The 21,536-nt window shown below is 65.2% G+C and carries 19 protein-coding genes, 1 tRNA gene and 1 pseudogene; 10 read left to right on the top strand and 11 right to left on the bottom strand.

Features of this window, described 5'->3' with window-relative positions:
* Nucleotides 1-237: 237 nt before the first annotated feature.
* The gene (locus AC0IY1_RS11255) at nucleotides 238-462 is read left to right on the top strand and encodes a hypothetical protein (RefSeq protein WP_471769567.1); all 225 of its coding nucleotides are present in this window, start codon (nucleotides 238-240) and stop codon (nucleotides 460-462) included.
* 810 nt (nucleotides 463-1,272) lie between these two features.
* On the opposite strand, the gene AC0IY1_RS11250 is transcribed toward AC0IY1_RS11255, so the two are convergent.
* The gene (locus tag AC0IY1_RS11250) at nucleotides 1,273-1,734 is read right to left on the bottom strand and encodes a fumarylacetoacetate hydrolase family protein (protein WP_471769565.1); all 462 of its coding nucleotides are present in this window, start codon (nucleotides 1,732-1,734) and stop codon (nucleotides 1,273-1,275) included.
* A gap of 21 nt (nucleotides 1,735-1,755) precedes the next feature.
* Here AC0IY1_RS11250 and AC0IY1_RS11245 point away from each other — a divergent pair.
* A protein-coding gene (locus AC0IY1_RS11245; RefSeq protein WP_471769563.1) for an IS3 family transposase occupies nucleotides 1,756-3,107 on the top strand; the annotation gives its coding sequence in 2 pieces (ribosomal slippage) (nucleotides 1,756-2,092 and nucleotides 2,092-3,107; 1,353 coding nt in all).
* On the opposite strand, the pseudogene AC0IY1_RS11240 reads toward AC0IY1_RS11245, so the two are convergent.
* Both AC0IY1_RS11240 and AC0IY1_RS11235 read right to left on the bottom strand, forming a co-directional pair.
* A pseudogene (locus AC0IY1_RS11240) lies at nucleotides 3,104-4,834 on the bottom strand (hybrid sensor histidine kinase/response regulator); the annotation flags it as partial. The gene AC0IY1_RS11245 and the pseudogene AC0IY1_RS11240 overlap by 4 nt on opposite strands.
* Nucleotides 4,835-4,898: 64 nt before the next feature.
* Nucleotides 4,899-5,102: a type II toxin-antitoxin system ParD family antitoxin gene (locus tag AC0IY1_RS11235; protein ID WP_471769561.1), complete on the bottom strand. Its 204-nt coding sequence runs from the start codon at nucleotides 5,100-5,102 to the stop codon at nucleotides 4,899-4,901.
* 271 nt (nucleotides 5,103-5,373) lie between these two features.
* Here AC0IY1_RS11235 and AC0IY1_RS11230 point away from each other — a divergent pair, with 271 nt between their 5' ends.
* The 4 genes from AC0IY1_RS11230 to AC0IY1_RS11215 all read left to right on the top strand — a co-directional run bounded on the left by AC0IY1_RS11230 (nucleotide 5,374) and on the right by AC0IY1_RS11215 (nucleotide 9,628).
* Entirely contained in the window at nucleotides 5,374-5,595 is a 222-nt protein-coding gene (locus AC0IY1_RS11230) for a recombinase family protein (RefSeq protein ID WP_471769559.1), read from the top strand.
* Between the two features lie 478 nt (nucleotides 5,596-6,073).
* Nucleotides 6,074-7,285, top strand: a complete 1,212-nt coding sequence (locus tag AC0IY1_RS11225) for a hypothetical protein (RefSeq protein ID WP_471769557.1) — start codon at nucleotides 6,074-6,076, stop codon at nucleotides 7,283-7,285.
* Between the two features lie 158 nt (nucleotides 7,286-7,443).
* Nucleotides 7,444-7,887 (top strand): hypothetical protein, encoded by a 444-nt coding sequence (locus tag AC0IY1_RS11220; protein WP_471769555.1) that lies wholly within the window; start codon nucleotides 7,444-7,446, stop codon nucleotides 7,885-7,887.
* Nucleotides 7,888-7,900: 13 nt separating this feature from the next.
* Nucleotides 7,901-9,628 (top strand): AAA family ATPase, encoded by a 1,728-nt coding sequence (locus tag AC0IY1_RS11215; RefSeq protein ID WP_471769553.1) that lies wholly within the window; start codon nucleotides 7,901-7,903, stop codon nucleotides 9,626-9,628.
* Nucleotides 9,629-9,944: 316 nt separating this feature from the next.
* Here AC0IY1_RS11215 and glpT read toward each other — a convergent pair whose 3' ends face one another.
* The 3 genes from glpT to AC0IY1_RS11200 all read right to left on the bottom strand — a co-directional run bounded on the left by glpT (nucleotide 9,945) and on the right by AC0IY1_RS11200 (nucleotide 13,871).
* On the bottom strand, nucleotides 9,945-11,291 hold the full coding sequence (gene glpT, locus AC0IY1_RS11210) for a glycerol-3-phosphate transporter (protein ID WP_471769551.1): 1,347 nt from the start codon (nucleotides 11,289-11,291) through the stop codon (nucleotides 9,945-9,947).
* A gap of 217 nt (nucleotides 11,292-11,508) precedes the next feature.
* Nucleotides 11,509-13,011: a glycerol-3-phosphate dehydrogenase gene (glpD, locus tag AC0IY1_RS11205; protein ID WP_471769549.1), complete on the bottom strand. Its 1,503-nt coding sequence runs from the start codon at nucleotides 13,009-13,011 to the stop codon at nucleotides 11,509-11,511.
* Nucleotides 13,012-13,109: 98 nt separating this feature from the next.
* Nucleotides 13,110-13,871, bottom strand: coding sequence for a DeoR/GlpR family DNA-binding transcription regulator (locus AC0IY1_RS11200; RefSeq protein WP_103711451.1), 762 nt, complete (start codon nucleotides 13,869-13,871; stop codon nucleotides 13,110-13,112).
* A 574-nt stretch (nucleotides 13,872-14,445) separates the two neighbouring features.
* Here AC0IY1_RS11200 and AC0IY1_RS11195 point away from each other — a divergent pair.
* Entirely contained in the window at nucleotides 14,446-14,667 is a 222-nt protein-coding gene (locus AC0IY1_RS11195) for a hypothetical protein (RefSeq protein WP_162242085.1), read from the top strand.
* Between the two features lie 393 nt (nucleotides 14,668-15,060).
* Here the strand turns inward: AC0IY1_RS11195 and AC0IY1_RS11190 are convergent.
* Both AC0IY1_RS11190 and AC0IY1_RS11185 read right to left on the bottom strand, forming a co-directional pair.
* A tRNA-Lys gene (locus tag AC0IY1_RS11190) sits at nucleotides 15,061-15,136 on the bottom strand.
* Nucleotides 15,137-15,239: 103 nt separating this feature from the next.
* On the bottom strand, nucleotides 15,240-16,817 hold the full coding sequence (locus AC0IY1_RS11185) for a 2-isopropylmalate synthase (protein ID WP_471769547.1): 1,578 nt from the start codon (nucleotides 16,815-16,817) through the stop codon (nucleotides 15,240-15,242).
* A 560-nt stretch (nucleotides 16,818-17,377) separates the two neighbouring features.
* Between AC0IY1_RS11185 and AC0IY1_RS11180 the strand changes: the two genes are divergently transcribed.
* Nucleotides 17,378-17,863, top strand: a complete 486-nt coding sequence (locus AC0IY1_RS11180) for an SRPBCC family protein (protein ID WP_471769545.1) — start codon at nucleotides 17,378-17,380, stop codon at nucleotides 17,861-17,863.
* A gap of 177 nt (nucleotides 17,864-18,040) precedes the next feature.
* Entirely contained in the window at nucleotides 18,041-18,370 is a 330-nt protein-coding gene (locus AC0IY1_RS11175; protein ID WP_471769543.1) for a hypothetical protein, read from the top strand.
* Here the strand turns inward: AC0IY1_RS11175 and AC0IY1_RS11170 are convergent.
* The 3 genes from AC0IY1_RS11170 to pdxY are packed head-to-tail and all read right to left on the bottom strand — an operon-like array spanning nucleotide 18,367 to nucleotide 20,863.
* Nucleotides 18,367-19,077, bottom strand: a complete 711-nt coding sequence (locus AC0IY1_RS11170) for an NUDIX hydrolase (protein WP_471769541.1) — start codon at nucleotides 19,075-19,077, stop codon at nucleotides 18,367-18,369. The two genes, AC0IY1_RS11175 and AC0IY1_RS11170, sit on opposite strands and share 4 nt — an antisense overlap.
* Nucleotides 19,070-19,966, bottom strand: a complete 897-nt coding sequence (locus AC0IY1_RS11165; RefSeq protein ID WP_471769539.1) for a PhzF family phenazine biosynthesis protein — start codon at nucleotides 19,964-19,966, stop codon at nucleotides 19,070-19,072. The genes AC0IY1_RS11170 and AC0IY1_RS11165 overlap by 8 nt, the downstream gene beginning before the upstream one ends.
* Before the next feature lie 48 nt (nucleotides 19,967-20,014).
* Nucleotides 20,015-20,863, bottom strand: coding sequence for a pyridoxal kinase PdxY (pdxY, locus tag AC0IY1_RS11160; protein WP_103711422.1), 849 nt, complete (start codon nucleotides 20,861-20,863; stop codon nucleotides 20,015-20,017).
* A gap of 150 nt (nucleotides 20,864-21,013) precedes the next feature.
* On the opposite strand from pdxY, the gene AC0IY1_RS11155 reads away from it, so the two are divergent.
* A complete protein-coding gene (locus AC0IY1_RS11155) occupies nucleotides 21,014-21,535 on the top strand; it encodes a DedA family protein (protein ID WP_471769537.1) in 522 nt (173 codons plus the stop codon).
* Nucleotide 21,536: the final 1 nt, after the last annotated feature.

Below are 21,536 nucleotides of genomic sequence, written 5' to 3'. Positions count from 1 at the left end.
GGCTTCGGACATGGTTTATCTCCGCACTGGCCTATTTTCCTCCCGGAAACAGGTCAGTGCCGGCGACACGAGCGTTCCTCCAGACCTGATCGTGTCGTCAGCTTTGCTCAGCGTCGAGGCAAGGCGGCGCTGTCACGAATGAGTGATCCCTGCGCCAGAAAACTGCCTCATGTGAGGGTGCAATCGCAGACCGGCTGAGCTAGGCCCGCCGCCCGGCATCAGCCGGTTGGGGGCTGCATGAATGACACGGACCAGCGCACTGCCGAGTTCCTTGCCGTCGTCATCGAGAACGCCGAGCTGCGCCAGCAGCTCGCGGAGGTTCAGGACCAGTGTGTTGAGCTTGCGGTGGATGCCGGCGAGCTGCACGCCGAGATCGAGACGCTACGCGCCCGGCTAGCCCAGTCCGAGCGGGACCGCGATGCCTGGCGCGCGAAGGCCGAACAGGCCCGGCGCACGGGATAATCGTCGAGGGTATCGCACGCCGCCCCCGGCCTCCGGGGTAGTTGTACCAAGCGCGATGCAGACGCTGGTCCCAGGACCTCGTTCACGTCGCGCAACCCACCGCCGAGGACTTTGGCGAGACCGGCGGCACGTGCGAGAGGGCAGGGGTCGCCTTTGACACCCCTGCCCGCCCTCAACCTTGCACACGATGTTCAGAGCACCGGTTCGCATAAGTGCGTTATGGAGTGGGCTTTGTGTGAACTCTGCCTATTCGCACCACCAATCCCATAAGGCGGCATAGCGCTCTGCGTCATTGACATCATCGATATGCATTATCGACGCCATTTGTTTGAATGATGATGCGTCGTCGAACATATCCCTCTCACGAACCGGGGCGGAAGCCCTGAAACGCTAAAGGGATCAACACCATGACCACCCGCTCTCTTGCTCTCGCTGTTCTGGCGTTTGCCACTCTGACCGGCACTGTGATGGCGGACGATCGCATCAACCTCACTCCGCCCCTCTACCGTGAGCAGGCCCGATCCACGGCAGCTGTGCGTCCGGCTTCTGAATTGAACACCACGCCGTCCCTGACTGCACGTACCCTTCAGGTCCGGCGCGTCGTCGCTGACGCTGATGCGAACTCGTCTCGCTAAGTGGCTCTCCTGCCACTGCAAGGTTCAGATCTCAGCATGGTCCCGGCCCAGCGCCGGGGCTTATCTTTGTACTTTTGGGGTTCCTGCCCTCCCAGCGGTGGTTGAGCATTATGGAGTGGGCATTAAATCGGCGCCTCCAGGAAGTGATCCAGTGCCAAGGCAGCTTGAAGCGTCTTCAGGTCAGGCTGAAGCGCAGCTCGCCCAAGCCTTCGACGCTACAGGCGATCTGATCGCCCGGCATAAGCCATTTGCGGTCGGCACGTGGGATCTTCTCGCCGAAGATCACGCCCTGCGGTGTGCCGGTGTAGAAGATATCTCCCGGCTTGATCGTCATGATCTTCGAGGCGAAGCTGATCAGCTGTCGGCAGTTGAAAATCATGTCGTTGGTGTTCCAGTCCAGGCGCTGGACGCCGTTGACTCGGGTCTCCAGGCGTAGGTTGTTCGGATCCTTCACGAGGTCGCTGGTGACCATGTAAGGTCCTAAGGGCGCAAAGCCATCGCTGGTCTTGCCGATCATGAACTGAGAGGTCAGCGTCTGCAGGTCGCGGGCGCTGAAATCGTTGCCGGTGGCGTTGTCCGACGTCAGCACCTGTGGGACAGAATGAGGGTCTTCCCGAACGGAGGATGGCTGGTTCATCGTAGCCCCTGAGGAGCGAAGATGAAGCAGCCATCCGGACCGGCCAAGAAGCCGGCAGAAGCGGTGATCAAGGACATCCGCCGGGCCACACGTCGGCAGTTCTCGTCCGAGGAGAAGATCCGCGTGGTGCTGGAAGGCTTGCGCGGCGAGGACAGCATCGCCGAGCTGTGCCGGCGCGAGGGGATCGCCGCCTCGATGTACTACGGCTGGTCGAAGGAATTCCTGGAGGCTGGCAAGAAGCGCCTGTCCGGCGACACGGCGCGTGCGGCAACGACGGACGAGGTGCGGGATCTGCGCCGCGAGACGGGGGCGCTCAAAGAGGTCGTGGCTGATCTCGTGCTGGAGAATCGCCTGCTCAAAAAAAGTATGAGCGGGGCTGGGGGCGACGAGGCATGAGGTACCCGGCCCCCGAGAAGCTGGAGATTATCCGGCTGGTCGAGCAATCCCACCTGCCGGTGCGTGCCACCCTGGACAAGCTCGGCATCACGCGCTCGACGTTTTACCGCTGGTACGACGCCTACCAGCGCGGCGGCCCAGAGGCATTGAAGGACCATCCTTCGCAGCCGAGCCGGGTCTGGAACCGCCTGCCTGCGGAGATCCGCGAGCAGATCGTTGCCCTGGCCTTGGAGCAGCCTGAACTCAGTCCGCGTGAGCTGGCGGTGCGCTTCACCGACGAACGGCGCTACTTCGTCTCGGAAGCGACCGTCTACCGGTTACTCAAATCTCAGGACCTGATCACCAGCCCGGCCTATATCGTCATCAAGGCCGCCGACGAGTTCCGCGATAATACCACCGCGCCCAACCAGCTTTGGCAGACGGACTTCACCTACCTGAAGGTCGTTGGCTGGGGCTGGTACTACCTGTCGACGGTCCTGGACGACTTCTCACGCTACATCGTCGCCTGGAAGCTGTGCACGACGATGCAGGCCAGCGACGTCACCGCCACGCTCGACCTGGCGCTGGGTGCGGCGGGGCTCGATCAGGCGCGGGTGATGCCGCGGCCCCGCCTGCTCTCCGACAACGGACCGAGCTACGTCGCCAGCGACCTGGCTGACTGGCTCGGCATTCGGGGCATGACCCACATCCGCGGTGCGCCATGCCATCCTCAAACGCAGGGCAAGATCGAGCGTTGGCATCAGACGCTCAAGAACCGCATCCTGCTCGAACACGCCTACTTGCCCGGCGAGTTGGAGACGCAGGTTGCCGACTTCGTCGAACACTACAACCATGCCCGAGCCCATGAGAGCCTGAGCAACCTCACGCCCGCTGACGTCTACTTCGGACGCGGCGAAGGGATCCTGGCCGAGCGGGAACGCATCAAACGCCAGACCCTCATGGAACGACGCTTGCGCCACCACGCGCAGGCCGCCTAACCTCTCACCCCAGATGGACCAGAGCCTCCGCTCCTGAACACCGCTGAATGTCCCAAATCATCTGACGACGGACAGGTCACGAGCAGGTCGATGCGCACGTCCGATTGAAGAACCTTGAGCCCCGCCGCGCTGTCGCCCGCCTCGATCGACGTGTAGCCAAGGTCTTCCAGAATGTCGGCGACCAGCATGCGCACTGTGGGCTCGTCATCCACGATCAGCACCGTCTCGCCCTGCTCGGATCGCGGCAGGTCGGACACCACCATTGAGCCGTCGTCGTCCTCAACCTCGCCGTAGTGGCGGGGCAGGTAGATGCACACCGTCGTGCCTTGTCCGATCTCCGAGTAGATGCGCACCTGCCCACCCGATTGGTGGGCGAAGCCGTAGATCATCGAGAGGCCGAGGCCGGTGCCCTCGCCAATGGGCTTGGTGGTGAAGAACGGCTCGAAGGCCCGCGCGATCACCTCCGGTGGCATGCCAACGCCCGTATCGGTTACGCACAGCGAGAGGTACTGACCCTCAGGGATGGCCTGCTTGATAGCTGCCCGCTCATCGAGCCACTTGTTGGCAGTCTCGATGGTGATGCGCCCGCCGTCTGGCATTGCGTCACGGGCGTTGATGCAGAGGTTCAGCAGTGCATTCTCAAGCTGTGAGGGATCGACCAGAGAGGGCCAGAGGCCGGATGCACCCACGACCTCGATCTGGATGTTCGGGCCGACCGTGCGCTGGATCAATTCCTGCATTCCAGTTGCAAGCCGGTTTACGTTGGTCGGCTTCGGATCAAGCGTCTGGCGGCGCGAGAACGCCAGCAGGCGGTGCGTCAGAGCCGCCGCGCGTTTGGCTGCTCCTTGCGCCGCTGTCACATAGCGGTCCACGTCCGTGAGGCGGCCCTGCTGCATCCGGGTCTGCATCAGTTCAAGCGAGCCTGAGATGCCCGCCAGCAGGTTGTTGAAGTCGTGCGCTAGACCTCCGGTGAGTTGCCCAACCGCCTCCATCTTCTGAGCTTGGCGAAGGGCTTCCTCAGTCCTGCGCAGCGTCTCGGCCTGCTCCTTCTCGGCGGTGATGTGCCGTCCGCTCGCGTAGATCAGATCAGCCTCGGGAGCGGCAACCCAGGAAATCCAGCGGAAGCCTCCGTCCTTGTGGCGGTAGCGGTTCTCAGTAACCGGGAGAATGGCCTCGCGGAGATGCACCAGGGCGGCGGTACTAATCTCTTCGTCCTCTGGGAGGATGAATTCGAATGCCGTATGGCCGATCACATCCTCAGATGTCCAGCCGAGGATTGCGGTGAAGGCTGGATTGACGGCTTCGAACACGCCCATCATCTTGTCGATGATGATGTGGATGTCCTGCGAGTTGTTCCAGAGACGGTCACGCTCCTGGGTACGCTTGGCGAGTTGCCTCGCCTGCTCGCGCTCCTCGGTGACATCACGCGCACTGCAAAAGAACAAGCCGTCCTCCGGCACAGCCACCCACGACAGATCACGGTAATCACCACCCTTGGTGCGGTAGCGGTTCTCGAAGCGTAGGACCGGCTCACCTCCGATCAGCCTTTCGAAAGCGGCCTGGGATTTGGGCAGGTCATCGGGGTGGATGAGGTCAAGGAACGAGCTTTGAGCCGTTTCTGCTTCGGACCATCCGAGTACGGTCTCCCAGGCTGGGTTCACCTGAAAGAACACCCCTTCGGCATTGGCGACGCCGAGGATGTCCGTGGTGACCTGCCATGTCCGGCTGGACCAGTTGGGCGCATCGATGGACACGTCCAACTCTCCTTGATTGCCGAGTGCCTGATCGCGGTCAGACACGCGAGCCGGCCTTCATCACTTCCGTGGCCTCTGAGCGCAGCGCAGGGATCGCGTCCGCCTCCTCCCGTGACAAGAGGCGAAGCGCAGCGCGAACGACCTCGCTGGCGCTCGCGTAACGGCCCGAATGCAGGCAGGCGCGCACGAGCGCGTCCTGCTCTGCAGTGATCGATATGGTGAGAGTTCGACGCGTGGTCATAGTGGAGCCATGCGTTGTATGAGGCATTCTTACAAGTGGCCTACCGCCCCTCCGCCTGTGCGCCATGCTTCAAGGTCACTGGCGCTAAAGCGGACCTTCCGAAGGTCTGTGAAGGGTCGAGAACAACCTGAACGATCTGTCGGAAATCCGATCGTTTTCTCAGCATCATCAACGAACCCAGTTCGAGCAGCCGAAAATCTTCCCGTTTCCATCGGGAAAATATGACCGAATTTCTATTGCGGATTAGACCCCGTTCGGCGACTGTCCAGACATGCTCGTCGGATATGCTCGCGTCTCCACCCTCGACCAGAACCTCGACATGCAGCGCGATGCGCTGACCAAGGCCGGATGCGAAAAGCTTTGCGAGGAGAAGAAGTCCGCCAAGGCCGGAACCAAGCGCTCGGCGTTCGAGATGGCCCCGCCTATCTACGTCCGACCTACGTACTCATGGCGTAGAAGCTCGACCGTCTCGGCCGGTCGCTCGTCGAAATAGTGCGCACGATCGTCGTCTCACGGGTCTAAGCAATCCACTTTTCACTCAATGACCTGGGGGTTCGATAGCGGCACCGCCCACGGCAGCTTCGCCCCACAGATGCATGCCGCTATAGCGATGCGTTTCCTACACCTCACTCTTCGTTGTTTCAAAATTAACTATGCCTGGAAAAGAGGCATCGGCATGCGTGAGAAAGCGCAGCAGAGAGCTTTCCAGGATCCCCGCATTGCACCAGATTGAACCCGGTCAGACTCTGCACGTGGCGTCCGCTTTAGCGAGCGGCCGCCACCGGTGTTAGCGCACCGAGCAGCGGCCTGACCACCGTCGTATCGTTAGGAGATACCACCATGGCTACGAGCCCCTTTAGCGGCGTTACGCCGTTTGCGAAACCGTCCCCGCAGCAGAAGTTCGATCTTGCTGCCGATCCGGACCGGTCGCCCCTCCAGACCTGAAGCCCGAGAGCCTCACGCCCGCCTCGATGCGGCCCGCGCTGACGCGGGAGCGTATCGTCGCGTGCGTACGTGATCGCGTGGCCGCCGCATCGCCCGATGCGGTGCGCCCGCAAAGCCCCCTCGCCCCTCTTCATCGACGCCTCGTGGAATGCCCGACCGGCGCGCCTTCGCACCCGGGCCCCACCGCACAACGCGCCGCTGTTCTTGCGGGCGGGTGCGTCCGCGCGTCTGCTTTCCTGGAGACGACCCTCTTGTCCTTCTTTCTCACCAACCCGTCCGCCGTGCACACCACCTGCCGCGTCGAACACCTCGACGGCGATCCTCTCGGTGTCCGCATGGTCACCAACCCCGGTTCGTCCGCCGTCGTGCTCGCCGCCCCCTGGCCCCGCCGCGACGCCCTCGTGGCCGGAGCCGGAAGCTTACGCATCGCTGCCTACATCCTTGCCGGCTCGGTCGAACTCGAGGGCACGAGTTGGGCCGTGTACAATGGCGAGACGATCAACCTCGGCCAGCGCCTGGCGTGTCACGGCCGCGATCCGTCCAAGGTCTTTGTCTCCAGTGTCTTTGTCCTGACCAGCCGCGATCCGCTGTTCGGCAAGGGGCATGTCATGGGCCTGCAATGGCTCATCGATGCGCGGATCGAGCGCACCGGGCGAGCGCACATCCTGCGCGGCGCGCGCCCGAGCCGCCCCGACCTCGATGCCGCGACCTGGACCGGCCTCGAGCGCCTGCTCGACGATGCCCGCCACGGGCTGGTGGCCCTGGGCTGCCGCCTGTTCGAGCCGATCCGGCCGGAGGCCACCGAACGGCGCGAGATCGAACGCCTCGCCGGCCCTGCCGGTGGAGACCCCACGAGCGGGCGAGACAAGGAGGCAGCTGGTTCGAGCGCGTTCACCGAGCGAATGACGGGCTTGCGCGAGGGCGCCACCCTGGCCGGGCCGATCGAGCCGCGCCGGCTCTACCTCGTGCACCGCGATGTCTGGGCTCATGCCGTGGCCATCGACGGGAATGTCACGATCCGGGCCGGCTCTGAGATCCGCCGCAGCGGATACGCGACCATGCCCCAGGGCATCCAGCTCGATCGCGAGCGGCTGTTTGCCTCCGACATCGTGGTCGAGATCCCCGACACCGATCGTTGGCGCCTGACCCGCGACATCAACGTGTCCTCGCTCTCCTCGGCGGCAAAGTTCGTCACCGGCTCCCACGTCCACGCCGCGAGCTGGAAGCCGATGCCCTGATCGCGAACGGGCTGCAGCCGAGGATCGGCTGCAGCCCGCCGTCTCCGACGCGCTCGTCTTCCTCTCTCCCCGCGCTGCGCCTTCCTCCCCCCTTCCCACCCTGCCCGTTCGCATCGCTGCGCCGCGTCGGCGCCGATGCCCTCTCGAGGTCTGCCCGCATGAGCTCCGATCCTGTCGCCCACCCGCCGGCCGCTTCGTCCGTGTGCCCCCTGCCCGGCGTGCCCCTGACCTGGTGGCGGACCCGTCTGCCCGAAGCCCTCGATCCTGCCGCGCAGAAGCGCCTGCGCGCCGAGCTCCGCGCGGCGCCCGCCCTGCCGCTCCCCGGCTGGGAGGCGGCAATCCAGGCCGATGCGACCGCCGCGATCGGTGTCGCGATCCCGGTCCTGGCGGCGGGCCTGGCCTATCCCGGCTGCCTCGACCGGGCGCTCTCGCCGGTGTTGCTCTGTGCCGTCCTCGGGGATCCGACCTGCCGTGATCTCCTCGTGCATGCCCTGGGTCGTCGCGCCCGGCGCCGCGCCGATCTCGACGCCCTGCGTCTTGCTCATCGCTGGTGCCGCAGGGGGCATGAGGGCTCCTCGTCGATCATCGTACCCGGCCGCTGAGGAGGACCGCACCATGGCATTCTCCTCGACCGCCCCCCTGCCGCGCATCGACGCCGCGGCCGCCCGGCGGCTCATCCTGGCCGCGCTCCCGCGCCGCCTGCGCTTCTGCCTGGATGGCGACCTGCGGATCTCGGCCGCGCGTGAGGCGCTGAGCAGCGAGATCACATCCCTCGTGCCCGAGGCGGCTGCCCTGGCCGCGACCTGGTGCGCCTCCGCCATAGCTGCCGGAGCCGATCCCTGGTGCGATCCGGACCTCATCGCGGCCCGGAACGCCTTGGTGTCCCTTCTCGACCGGCATGCTGCCGCGGCCGATCTTTCCGCAGCACGGGCGCTCGCCGATCTTGTTACCTTAACCTCGTGCGGCGGCGCCGACGCGGCCGCGGCGGCGCGGCTCGCCTTGCCGCTCTGGCTCGAGGCTGAAACCCTGCCGGAGCTTTCCCTCCAGCTCTCGGCGATGGCCGAGGCGCAGACGAGGATCGGTTTGGGACGAGCGGCTCGCGGCGACGCGGAGGCGGACCGCGACATCCACGAGCAGGACGCGGAAGCGGTGCTGTTCGAGGCCTGGACCGGGGCGCTCGAGGGCGCGCTCCTGGCCTTGCGTGCGGCCGCCGCGTCCGTGGTCGCCGCCGCAGCCATTCTCAGTCGCGGCGCGACCAGCGAGACGCTGACCTGCAGCCTGCTGGTGCGTGCGCTGACCTTTTTCGGGGAGCGCCTGACCCAGCCGGTGGCGGACCAGGCGGGCGAGCGGGAGCGCCGGCGTCGCCGCGAAGCCGAGGCGGCCTTGGCCAAATCCGTGGCCGAACACCGTGAGACGTCGCGGGCCCTGAGCGCCTCGCGCGAGGTCGTGCCCACCTTGTCCGAAACTGCCGCGATCCCCGCGGGCCAGGTCCTCGTTGTGGCGCACGTTCAGGAAACGGGGACCGACCGCGGTCGCAGCCTGAGCAAGGGTTACGAAGCCATCATCGGCCGCCTCGTCCCGCTCGCGCCTGTGCCGGACCTGCGGGCGCTGCGCTCTGTCTTGCAGTTCGAGTTTCCCTATGCGGTCGAGACCATCGATCGCTTGCTCACCGATCTGGTCGGCCGCTCTCACCTCCTGTTCCGTCCAACCCTGCTCGTTGGGCCGCCCGGCGCCGGCAAGAGCCGGCTGGTCGCGCGCGTGGCTCACCATCTCGGCGTCGGGCTCTGGCGGGTCGACGCGACCCACGACAGCGGGGCGGCGATTGGCGGTCTGGACCGGCGCTGGGCCACCGCCGAGCCAGCGCATCCAGCCATGGCGATCGCGCGCTTTGGTATCGCCAATCCGCTTATTCTGGTCGATGAACTCGAGAAGGCTTCGACACGCCGCGACTACGGGCGGCTCTGGGACAGCCTCCTGCCGTTGTTGGAGCCCGAAACGGCCGCCGCCTATCCGGATCCTGCGTTCCAGACGGCAGTGAACCTCAGCCATGTGAGCTGGCTCGCCACGGCCAACAGCACCAGCCTTCTGCCGGGACCGTTGCTCGACCGATTCCGTGTGATCGAGATGCCGGGCCCGACCGCCGCTGACCTCGAGGCTCTGTTGCCGTCGATCCTAGCCGGGATCGCCGCGCGCCGTGGGATCGATCCGCGTTTTCTGCCGGCGCTCGACAGCGCGGAGATCGCGATAACCCGTCGAGCTTGGCCGGGCGGCTCGATCCGCCGCCTCACCCGCATGGTAGAGACGATAGTCGCAGTGCGCGAGACAATGAACTTACAGCACTAATAATGAATTCTCTCTTCAAGTATTCATAATAATTGGAGCCGAAATTGGGGAATGAATGCTGTCAGGCTTAACGAATTATGCGCTGCGACAAAGATCCGACTCGCAATTATTTCCGTTCTGACAGCCAATATGATTATCTTTGAAGCTGAGCGATATTAACTCATGATAAACTAGTATAGTTCATAGATGACATATTAAATAATGAGCACTGCTGAACATCGCATTGCGAAGCTTATCATCGAGAGCTCCGATTTCACGGACTTTATTGAATGAATGTCAGAAATATTTGAATATTTGCGACTCATTTAGTTGAACATCACTGTGAGGACGGCGTTTCTGCGACGACTTTATGATGTCGAAGGGTTAAGCCGAGGAACACGATCGCTAGAACGCAGGACGCGAGCAGGAGGATGAAGCAGCCGTTCCAGCCGTAGCGATCCGTCGTGTAGCCCACCAGGGCACTGGCCGCCACTGAGCCGCCCAGGTAGCCGAACAGGCCAGTGAAGCCGGCGGCAGTTCCCGCTGCCTTTTTCGGGACTAGTTCCAGGGCCTGCAGGCCGATCAGCATGACGGGTCCGTAGATCAGGAAGCCGATGCAGATCAGCGCCCCGAGGTCGACACCTGGGTTTCCTTCCGGATTAAGCCAGTAGACCAAGGTCGCCACCATGACACCGACCATGAAGACGACGCCTGTCGCACCGCGGTTGCCGCGAAACAGTTTGTCAGAAAGCCAGCCACAGAGCAGCGTGCCGGGGATGCCGGCCCATTCATACAGGAAGTAGGCCCAGGAGGTTTTGTCGACGGAGAAGTGCTTGGCTTCCTTTAGGTAGGTAGGGGCCCAATCCAGCACGCCGTAGCGCAGCAGGTAGACGAAGACGTTGGCTAGCGCGATGTACCAAAGCAGGCGGTTCTGGAGCACGTGCTCGACGAAGATCTCCCGCGTGGAGAACTCGCGCTCATGGTTGGCGTCGTACCCCTCGGGGAAATCCTGCTTCCAGGTTTCCACGGACGGGAGGCCGCACGATTGCGGCGTATCGCGCATGGCCAGGAACGCGAAGACCGCCACCCCGAGCGCAACGGCCGCCGGGACATAGAAGGCCGAGTGCCAGTCATTCGTCCAGGCCAACCCGACGAGGAACAGGGGGCCGATCAGCCCGCCGCCGACATTGTGGGCCACATTCCAGACCGACACGACGCCGCCGCGTTCCTTCTGGGACCACCAATGGACCATGGTTCGGCCGCTCGGCGGCCAGCCCATGCCCTGGAACCAGCCGTTCAGGAACAACAGGATGAACATCGTAGTCACGCTCGAAGTCGCCCAGGGGGCGAAGCCGAAGAGGAGCATCACCAAAGCCGACAGCACCAAGCCGATCGGCAGGAAGTACCGTGAATTCGAACGGTCCGAGACTAGACCCATCAGAAACTTCGACAGGCCGTACGCGATGGCGACCGCGGACAGGGCCGTCCCGAGTTCGCCGCGGCTGTAGCCCTGCTCGACGAGGTACGGCATGGCCAGGGAGAAGTTCTTGCGCAGCAGGTAGTAGCCTGCATAGCCGATGAAGATTCCTGCGAAGATCTGCCAGCGCAGGCGCCTGTACGTCGGATCGATGCGATCCGCAGGCAGGAGGGGCCGGTGGGACGCAGGAGCCAGAAAACCGATCATGGAGATCTTTCGTGCTTCGGACTGGGCGACGAGGTTGCTGTAGCGAAGAGCGGTATGGATCTTGGGATCAGGCGCCTGTTACGCGGAAGCGCCGGCGGATCGGTCGGTCTCGTCCAGTCGAAGCATTCGTTCCTCCTCTTTCGTGGCATGTCTCCGGCCAAGACCGGGCTGCCCTCGTTGATCGTCCTTGGAATGTGCGCTGAGCGAGTTCTCCCGCTCAGCCGGCCGCGGCGAGCTCCCCGGCCTGGTCCCGGAGGGTCGACATCCGAGCTGCAAGACCCGCGGTGTCATCCGCTGAAAAGGCGAGGCCGAGCTTGGAACGGCGCCAGAGCACGTCCTCGGCGGTACGGGCCCATTCGTGCATCATCATCCAGCGCAGTTCGCCTTCGTGCAGGCCGTGGCCCAGGTCCTCGCCCAGCCGCTCGGCAATGCGCAGAGCGTCTGTCCCATAAGCTGCCACCATGCGACGGACGGTGCTCAGCGCGAGACAGGGTGCCGCGTGAGCGAGGCGGTCCTCGACACCATCCACCGCGTCCACCGCAAAGTCGCCACCCGGAAGGGGCGCTGCCCCGGTCCAGGGCCCGCCGCGCGGACCGAGCCGGCGGCCAATCTCCGCCAAGGCATCTTCCGCCAGCTTGCGGTACGTCGTGATCTTGCCGCCGAAGACGTTCAGCACGGGGGCTTGGCCATCCACGCCCTCTGTCCGCAGAACGTAATCGCGTGTTGCCTCTTGTGCTTTTGAGGCCTTGTCATCAAAGAGCGGGCGCACGCCTGAAAAGCTCCAGACGATGTCCTCGCGACGCAGCGGCTGCGCGAAGTACTCGCTCGCAGCCCTGAGGAGGTAATCAGTCTCTTCCTCGGTGATGACCGCATCCGCCGGGTTACCCGTGAAGTCACGGTCCGTGGTTCCCACCAAGGTGGTGTCGTTCGCGTACGGGATGGCGAAGATGATTCGCCCGTCCGCATTCTGGAAAATGAAGGCGCGGTCATGGTCGTAGAGTTTGCGTACGACGATGTGTGAGCCCTGCACGAGACGCACGTGCCGCGCCTCACTCTGACCCAGGGGCCCCTGGATCACTCGGTCGACCCAGGGCCCCGCCGCATTGACGAGGAAGCGCGCGGCCACCGTCTCCTCACGGCCGGACGCGAGGTCACGCTGCACGATGTGCCACAGATCGCCCGCGCGGCCGGCAGATATCACGCGCGTGCGCACCGCGATCTCAGCCCCCTTGGCCGAGGCGTCCCGCGCGTTCAGGACGACCAGGCGCGTGTCGTCCACGCGCGCATCCGAATACTCGAAGCCGCGCCGGAACTCGGGTTTGAGCGGAGCGCCGATCGGACCCGCAAGATCGACCCGGCGGGTGGCCGGTAAGCGCTTACGACCACCGAGATGATCGTACAGGAAGAGGCCGAGACGCAGGAGCCAGGCCGGCCGCAAGCCTGAATGCAAGGGGAGGACGAAGCGAAGGGGGCGCACAATATGCGGCGCGATGCTCCAGAGGACCTCGCGCTCGGTCAATGCCTCACGAACGAGGCGAAACTCATAGTGTTCGAGGTAGCGGAGACCACCGTGGATCAGCTTCGTCGACCAAGCCGAGGTGCCGCTGCCCAAGTCGTTCTGTTCGGCAAGAAAAACGGAGTAACCCCGGCCTGCCGCATCCCGTGCGATGCCGCAGCCGTTGATTCCCCCGCCGATGACGGCAACGTCGAACGTGCGCATGATCGTTTCCTCTTTCGTATCACCGACCTCAGATGCGGTTACGAAAGTGAGACGACTAAATACGAAACAAATCGAAAGTCAATCGCAAGCGACGACGCTTAGCGTCCCGTCTCGACGAGGCGGACTCCCGATGCTTTGCAAAGGTCGCGCACCGCCTCGCTCCGACAATGATCGGTGACGAAGGTCCCGATTTGACTGAGTTGGGCAAGGCGAACAGGGGCTGTACGATCGAACTTCGTCGAATCGGAAACTAGGACGACGTGCCGGGCATTGGCGATAATCGCCTGCGCCACCCGCACCTCGCGATAGTCGAAATCGAGAAGCGAGCCGTCCTCGTCGATCGCCGAAGCGCCGATGACGGCGAAGTCCACCTTGAACTGTCGAATGATGTCCACGGCCGCCTCGCCGACGATCCCTCCATCAGAGCGGCGGATCAGGCCGCCGGCCACGATGCACTCGATGTCGGCGCTAGCCCGCAGGGCGTGGGCGACATTGAGATTGTTGGTGATCACCATCAGGCCGGAATGGCCGAGGAGCGCCCGAGCGACCGCCTCTGTCGTGGTGCCGATGTTGATGAAGAGGGACGAGCGATCCGGGATGAGGTCGGCCGTCGCGCGGGCGATGGCGGCCTTCTCCTGCGCCGCAATTGCGTTGCGGGCCTCGTAGTCGAGATTCTCCGCGCCTGATCCTAGGACCGCCCCGCCATGCACCCGCGACAGCAGCCGGGCTTCGCACAGGTCGTTCAGGTCTTTACGTATGGTTTGCGCACTAACCGTGAAGCGGACGGACAGGGCCTCGACCAGCACGCGTCCCTCCCCGCGCGCGAGGTCCATGATGGCGTTCTGACGCTCTGAGAGCATGCTGTCCGATCTCGATCTGATGAAACCGAAACCTGTTCGGGCGCGAGCGAAAGTGCAAGTCCTGATCGCGATCGAGTATGATGAACAGGGTATGCGTGGCGACCACTGCCACCGCTGGGCCACGCCGCACTTGCCGAACGAGGGCTTCGGTAGAGTTCAGTTGGATCCTGTTCGAACCGTGAAACGAGGCAAACCGGCGCTCATCCCAGGCACTGAACGTTCTCGCACGCGGCTTTGTCTGCTGTGCCGGACGACAGCCGAAACGGAGCAGGCGGCGATCGATCATGGGCGGAACACCGATGCGTGCGCTCGGTCCCGACCGGGCCTGCCATCGACCCTCCGTCGTCACCATCGCGTAGCCATCCTGTCGGGGCCCGAGTAAGACGCCGGGCCTACGATCGCGAAGCCGACGGATCACATGCGCCCTCTGATCTTGACCCTGCCGCTGCTCCTCGCGGCTACCAGTGCCCACGCCGAGCCAGCATCGACCCTGGACGGATTATGGCAACTGCTCGGCTCCTGCGCCCGAGCGGTCGAAGGTCCTGAGGGGTCAAGCGGGTCAGAGGTGACCGTCTTGTTCAGCATCAAGCGCGATGGGAGCCTCCAGGGGCAGCCGCGGATCGCCTACTCCAGACTCGTCGGGGAGGACGCGGCCCAGAAGGCGTTTCTCGCCGAGGTGCTCGGCGGCATTGCGCGTTGCTTTCCGTTAGCGATCACGGATCGTCTCGGCGGTGCGATCGCCGGGCGACCGCTGCGACTGCGGGTGACGAACCGCGCGCGAGAGCGTCGCGCATAGTCATCGCGGCGCCGAGGCACGCGATATGGGGGGATCGTCCACCGCTTGCCCTTGACCGGCTGTAATCCTCAGAGGGCAAGCTAGAACCCATCTCGGAGATTGGACCATCCATGCAGCCCTGTGGCGGCTCTGGATCACAGTGTAAGCTCTTGTCGCGGTGGGCCTTCATGTGGCGGGATCGCTGTCTTCAGCCAGCGTCGTCGACCAGCAAGGTATGAACCCCTTCACCGTAGCCCCGACCGAGGCCAGCCAAGTAAGCGCGCTCGATTCATCGCACCGAACCCTACTGCGGGGCATGCGGTGACCTGACCACGTGCGAAATTTTCAGGGTATGAACCAGTGACATCGTATTGAAACGACGTCCTCCTGAACCGGCTGATTCATTGAGATGTTTGGTGGGTGCACAAGGGTTCGAACCTTGGACCCGCTGATTAAGAGTCAGCTGCTCTACCAACTGAGCTATGCACCCAACGCCTTGCGGCGATCACTGCGGCCCACCAAGCCCGCTGCGACGAGGGGGCTGATAGCAAACGCCCCGGAGAGTGTCCACCCCCGGAGCGTTATTTTCTCGGCTAAACCGCGGCCGGGCTCTGCGCATGTAGGCGCTCCGCCCAGGCTTCGAGCTTGTTGAGGGCCGAGAGGTAGGCACGCGCCGAGGCGACCAGGGTGTCAGGGTCGGCGCCGCGGGCGGTGACACTGCGCTCGCCGCTCTTCAGACGCACCGAGACCTCGGCCTGGGCGTCCGTGCCCTCGGTGACCGCGTGAACCTGATAGAGCTCGAGGTCGGCCTCGTGGGGCACCAGGGCCTGGATCGCGTTGAACACCGCGTCGACCGGGCCGTTGCCGTCGGCCTCCTCGGTGACGACACGACCCGCGATGTCGAGCTTCAGAGTCGCCCGCTGTGGGCCGCGGGTGCCTGCGATCACCGACAGCGAGACGAGACGGATTCGATCATGCGCCGTGGCAAGGTTCTCGTCGACCAGCGCCTCGATATCCTCGTCATAGACGTGCTTCTTGCGGTCGGCCAATGCCTTGAAGCGCTCGAACACGTCCTGCATCTGGTTGTCGCTTAGGACGAGGCCGAGCTCGTCCAGTTTAGACCGGAAGGCGGCTCGGCCCGAATGCTTGCCCATGACGAGCGAGGTCTTGGCAACACCGACCGAGGCCGGAGTCATGATCTCGTAGGTCTCTGTGTGCTTGAGCATCCCATCCTGATGAATGCCGCTCTCGTGCGCGAAGGCGTTCCGGCCGACGATCGCCTTGTTGTACTGCACGGGGAAGTTCGTCGCGTGGCTGACGAGCTTCGAGGCGCGGGTGAGCATCGTGGTCTCGATGCCGGTCTCATAGGGCATGACGTCGCCGCGGGTGCGGATCGCCATGACGATCTCCTCAAGAGCGGCGTTGCCAGCGCGCTCACCGATGCCATTGATGGTACACTCGACCTGACGGGCGCCGCCCTCAATGCCAGCCAGGGAATTGGCGATGGCGAGGCCGAGATCGTCGTGGCAATGCACCGAGAAGATTGCCCGATCGGCGTTCGGTACCCGGTTCCGGACGTCCTGGAACATCCGGCGGTACTCGTCCGGTGTGGCGTAACCCACGGTATCGGGCAGGTTGATGGTGGTCGCGCCCGAGTGGATCGCCGCTTCGACGCAGCGGCAGAGATAGTCGATCGGCGTGCGGGTGGCGTCCATGGCCGACCATTCCACGTCCTCGACGAGGTCGCGGGCCTGGGACACCGTCTTCAGGATGATCTCCACCACCTCATCCTCGGACTTGCGCATCTGGTGCGCGAGATGGATCGGCGACGTCGACACGAAGGTATGGATACGGCCACGCCTGGCTTGGCGCACCGCCTCGCCGGCCCGGACAATGTCTGCTGGAATCGCGCGGGCGAGACCCGCGACGGTGGCGCGCTTGACGCGTCGGGCGATCTCGGAGACCGCCTCGAAATCGCCGTTCGACGCGATAGGGAAGCCCGCCTCGATGATGTCGACGCCCATGGTGTCGAGGAGTTCGGCGACCGCGAGCTTCTCATCGAGGGTCATGGTGGCGCCGGGGCACTGCTCACCGTCGCGCAGGGTGGTGTCGAAGATGAGAACGCGGTCCTTCGCGCGGGCTTCGGGCGCCGGTGTCGAGGAGGTCGTCATGTTGGATGTCCTGTCGGGGCGCGGTCCAGAATCGAGGACGCGGCGCCGAGAAATCGAGGGAGGCCGGGCAAGCGCCAGAGTGCCGGCGCCGACCTTCGCGAACTGCGCTCCCCTGAGAGCCCAGGCGCACGCGCCCGGACGGCCCTCAGGGGCGGATAAGAAGGAGCAGGGCGGTGAGAGACGCGCGCGACCGGGCGACCGCGAAGGCGGCGTTGGTCGTGCTGCACATGGAGCCGGCGCTGGCCAAGGCTCGTCTCTCCCGAGGGGCAAGGGCGTGCCGTGGCGGCGCGCGAACCTTTGCGAAGGCGGTTTACCTAGCCGCTGGCGGCTGGCTTGACAAGGTTTGGCGCCCTACGCGTAGCGGCTCTCCCGTCGAGGGCTATCCCGGTCGATGGGAACGCCGCACAAATTCTCCACACCCAGTTGTTCGAATTCGCATGTGTTTGCGTCGGACGCATTGCCCTGAGCTCTACCCCGCCTAGCTTCGAAGGCGGATCGAATACGATCCGGCGGCAGAAGCAGTCCGTCCACGCAAGAATAAATCTGGAAGGAAACCCACCATGTCACGGATGCTGTCGCGCACCCTGGGCCTGCCCACTCTAGCCCTGCTCGCCGGAACGGCGCCGGTGCTGGCGCTCGATGCCGCCAAAACCATCGACGTCGCCGCGCCACCGGCCAAGGTCTGGGCGACGATCGGCGATTTTTGCGGCATCGGTCAGTGGCATCCTGCCATCGAGAAGTGCGTGCTGTCGCAGGACGGGGGCAAGACTCTGCGGACCCTCAGTCTGAAAGGCGGCGGCACCATCGTCGAGTCGCAGACCAAGCGCGACGACAAGGCCATGAGCTACACCTATGCCATCGTTTCCGGGCCCCTGCCGGTGAGCGACTATTCTTCGACTCTCTCGGTGATGCCGAAGGGTTCGGGCTCGACCGTGAATTGGACCGGCAGCTTCAAGGCGAAGGGCGCTCCGGATGCGGTGGCGATTGATGCGGTCTCCGGCATCTACGATTCCGGCCTGAAGGCCATCGCCGACAAGTCCAAGTGAGCGGCTCCAGGTGAGCGGCGGGTAGAAAAGTCCAACCCGAGGGCGGCTCACCGGGGTCGCCCTCCCATTCCAAGTTCGTCCGGCCCCGGACCCGATTGACCGGCCGGAGCGCACGGCGCAAAACCGCCCCGGATCAAGCTGTGCCGTGTCCCGGCACGGGTACCGTCAGGAGCCGCCGTGTCCCGGGTCAGCCTCGCCGTCGCCGTTCTTCTCTCCGCCGCCCTGCTCGGCGCCTGTAAGCCGACCGCCTCCGTGTCGCCTGCGGCCGCCGTCGCCCCGGCCCCCGTGGTCGCAGCGCCCCTGCCCCAAGGCACTGGCTGCAGCCCGTCCATCGCCCGCACCCAGGCGGTGGTCGACAGCGACGTCGCGACCGGCAACCTCAATCCACCCGTGGGCGAGCGCTTCAGCGCCGACCTGCGCCACGCCGCCGATGCTTGCGCAGGTGGACGCGAACGCGAAGCCCTCAGCCTTCTCGGGGCCGCCAAGGCGCGCTACGGCTACCGCTAGTCCGCCGCGAAGGCACGCGCCAGATAAGCCCGCACGAAGCCGGGCATCCGGGCAGCATCCAGATCATCCGGCCCGCGCGCGATGGCGAAGCCGGCGAGTTCCGGCGCGGCCTCGCTTCGCCGGTGGCCTTCCATCCGGCCATGCAGCGCCTTGGCTGTCTCGGCGAAGCGTACGGGGCGCAGGAAAGCTCGCTGGCTTTGGCCCGAGACCAGGACCCATTCCTCCGGTGCGTCGGCCGGTAGGACGAGGCCTGTCTCCTCCAGGAACTCCCGCGCAGCGCTTCCGGCGAGATCGACGCGGCTGCCATCACGGATGTCGGTGTGGTCCGGGGTCCCGCAGGCAAAGTAGATCTGACCGGCATTGGCGGTATGTCCGCCCATGATGCCGAGGAGGGCCGCACCGTCGGAACTCCACGGCACCACCGCTGCGAAGGCATTGGTCACCGCCGGATCCGGGGAGCCCGTGTGGCGGAAGGCGAGGAACTGGGAATACGCGACCTCGAACAGGTCGATCACGCAGGCCGATCCGTCGATGCGGCAGTCGCGGGCAAGGAGCACCCGTCCGTCGAACAGATCCGGTCGCTCGGCGCGCCGCCGGGCCCAGGTCTCAGCGATCGTCTCGGCATGGTCGCGGGCCCAGGCCCACTCGGAGGGTACCAACCGGGCCTCGATGTGCCTGAGCGGCGTCAGCGTGAAACCGTCAGACAAGCAGGGTGCCCTCGCTCACGAGGACTGCCGCCCCACTGATCTCCACGGAGCGCAGGGCACCGGCGTCGATAACGAGTTGGACCCCGATCGTGCTCGGCCGGCTCATGGCGACGCCCTGGCGAAGGATGATGTCATGCTCCCCGTCGCCCAGAGGCTCGAACTGCATCATCACTCCGGCGAAAGCCGCCGCAGCCGAGCCGGTGGCTGGATCTTCCGGCACGCCGATATGGGGCGCGAACATTCGGGCCTGATAGCGGTGGCCGACCTCCTCGGGATCGAGAGTGTAGCAGTAAAGCGCGGCCGGGGGCCCGAGGTCACCGAGGGCGGCCGCCACCACCCTGGCCCGGTTGAGAGCCGCTTGGCTGGCGAGCGGCACGAACAGGAACGCAGGGCCGGCCCGGTGCCGGCTCGGGACATGGCGGGCGAAGCCGATCTCGCCCGGCTCCAGGCCCAGGGCGGCGGCGACCAGGCTCGGCTCGGGCCCCTCCCCCAGATACTCCGGAAAAACCGGCATCTTGAAGCGCCCGGTGCCGCGCCCGTCCCCAGGTTCGACCACGCAGGCCAGGGTTCCGAGGGAAGCCTCGAGACCGAAGGCCATCGCGTCGGCAAGCCCCGCTCGCTGGTCGCGCAAGGCGAGAAGGATGGCGGTGCCGAGGGTGGGATGCCCGGCGAAGGGCAATTCGGACGCGGGCGTGAAGATGCGCATCCGGGCGCGGTGCCGGGACGCCTCGGGCGGAAGCACGAACACCGTCTCGGACAGGTTGAACTCGGCGGCCAGGGCCTGCATGGCAGCTGTGTCGAGGCCTTCGGCATCCAAGACGACGGCGAGGGGATTTCCCGTCAGCGCCGTGTCGGTGAACACGTCGAGGGTCACGAAGCGGCGTGGCATGGTTGGTTCTCCGGACTCTGCGAAGGATGAGCTTGAAGAGCGTTCACCTTAGACGGTGTCCACCGGGAACGTCTCGCTCGGCGTGACGAACTCGTCCTGCGCCGCCACCGTGAGGATCTCGCGCGAGCCAGCTTCGGCCGTGCGGCGCAGGAGGCCGTAAACCGAGGCCCCGGCCATGCCCAGGGCCAGCGCGGCCGAGCGCGTCCGCGCATAGTGCACCAGGAACAGGGCCGCGATGGCGTCGCCCGCACCGTTCACGTCGAGGTGTAGGCGCGGCGTGCGCAGGCGCCAGAAGTGACCGCCCTCCCCCGCCAGGAGATCTATGGCGTCGTCCGGCGTGTCGTCGGTGATCAGCGAGGTGACGAGGACGACCCGGGGCCCCAGCGCATGAACAGAGGCCAACGCGCGCTTGGCCTCCGCGAGGGTGCCGGTTGGCAGACCCGAGAGATGGTTCAGTTCGAACTGGTTCGGCGTGACGATGTCGGCCGCCGGCACCGCTTGCACACGCATGAATTCGGGGATGCCGGGGCGCACGTAGATGCCGCGGTCGGTGTCGCCCATCACGGGGTCGCAGGCGTAGAGCGCCTGCGGGTTCAGCGCCCGCACCGAGGCCACGGCCCGCACGATGGCGGTACCGATGTCGGCCGAGCCCATGTAGCCCGAGAGCACCCCATCGCAGGTCCCGAGCACGCCGCGCTCGGCAATGCCGGCGACGAGATCCTCGATCGCCGGGCCGTCGAACACCCGGCCGCGCCAGGCGCCATAGCCGGTGTGGTTGGAGAACTGCACCGTATGGATCGGCCAGACCTCGACGCCGAGGCGCTGCATCGGAAACACCGCCGAGGCGTTGCCCACGTGGCCGAACGCGACGTGGGACTGAATCGAGAGGATGTTCATTCCGGAATCTCCCGAAATCCCGCGGCCGAGGAGTTGTGGGGCCAGCCCTTAACCCGGTTTTCCCTCTCGACGCACCCCCGCCGGCGCCCCCGCGCTTGCCCCGATCCGCGCCCTCGGTCACAGGAAAGCGCCGAACCTCAAGCGAGCCCCATGGACTTCGATTCAATCCGCACCAGCACCCTCGCCTTCGTGGAGGCAAACCAGGGTTGGACGCCGCTGATCGTCGGCGTGCTCGCGTTCTGCGAGTCCCTGGCGTTCCTGTCGCTGCTGGTGCCCGCCACCTTTCTGCTTCTCGGAATCGGGGCTCTGATGGGCTCGGTCGGGATCCCGTTCTGGCCGGTGATGCTCGCGGGCGCCCTCGGGGCGGCGCTCGGCGATTGGGTCTCCTATGAGTTCGGGCACTACTACAAGGAGGGAGCCAAGCAGATGTGGCCGATGCGGCGCTATCCCGCCATCGTCGCCCGCGCCGAGGAGTTCTGCCGCAAGTGGGGCGCCGGCGGCATTCTAATCGGGCGCTTCATCGGTCCTGCCCGAGCCGTGGTGCCGCTGATTGCGGGTGTGTTCGGGGTGAAGCGCCTGCCGTTCCAGATCGCCAACGTGACCTCGGCCCTGGCCTGGGCCTTCCTCATGCTGGCACCCGGGGCCGGGCTCCTCGGTTACCTGAAGGGCTGAG

This window comes from Methylobacterium sp. AC690 (genome assembly GCF_979256535.1).
Note: the sequence above shows the minus strand (reverse complement) of the source record. Positions and strands in the feature narration are given on the sequence as shown.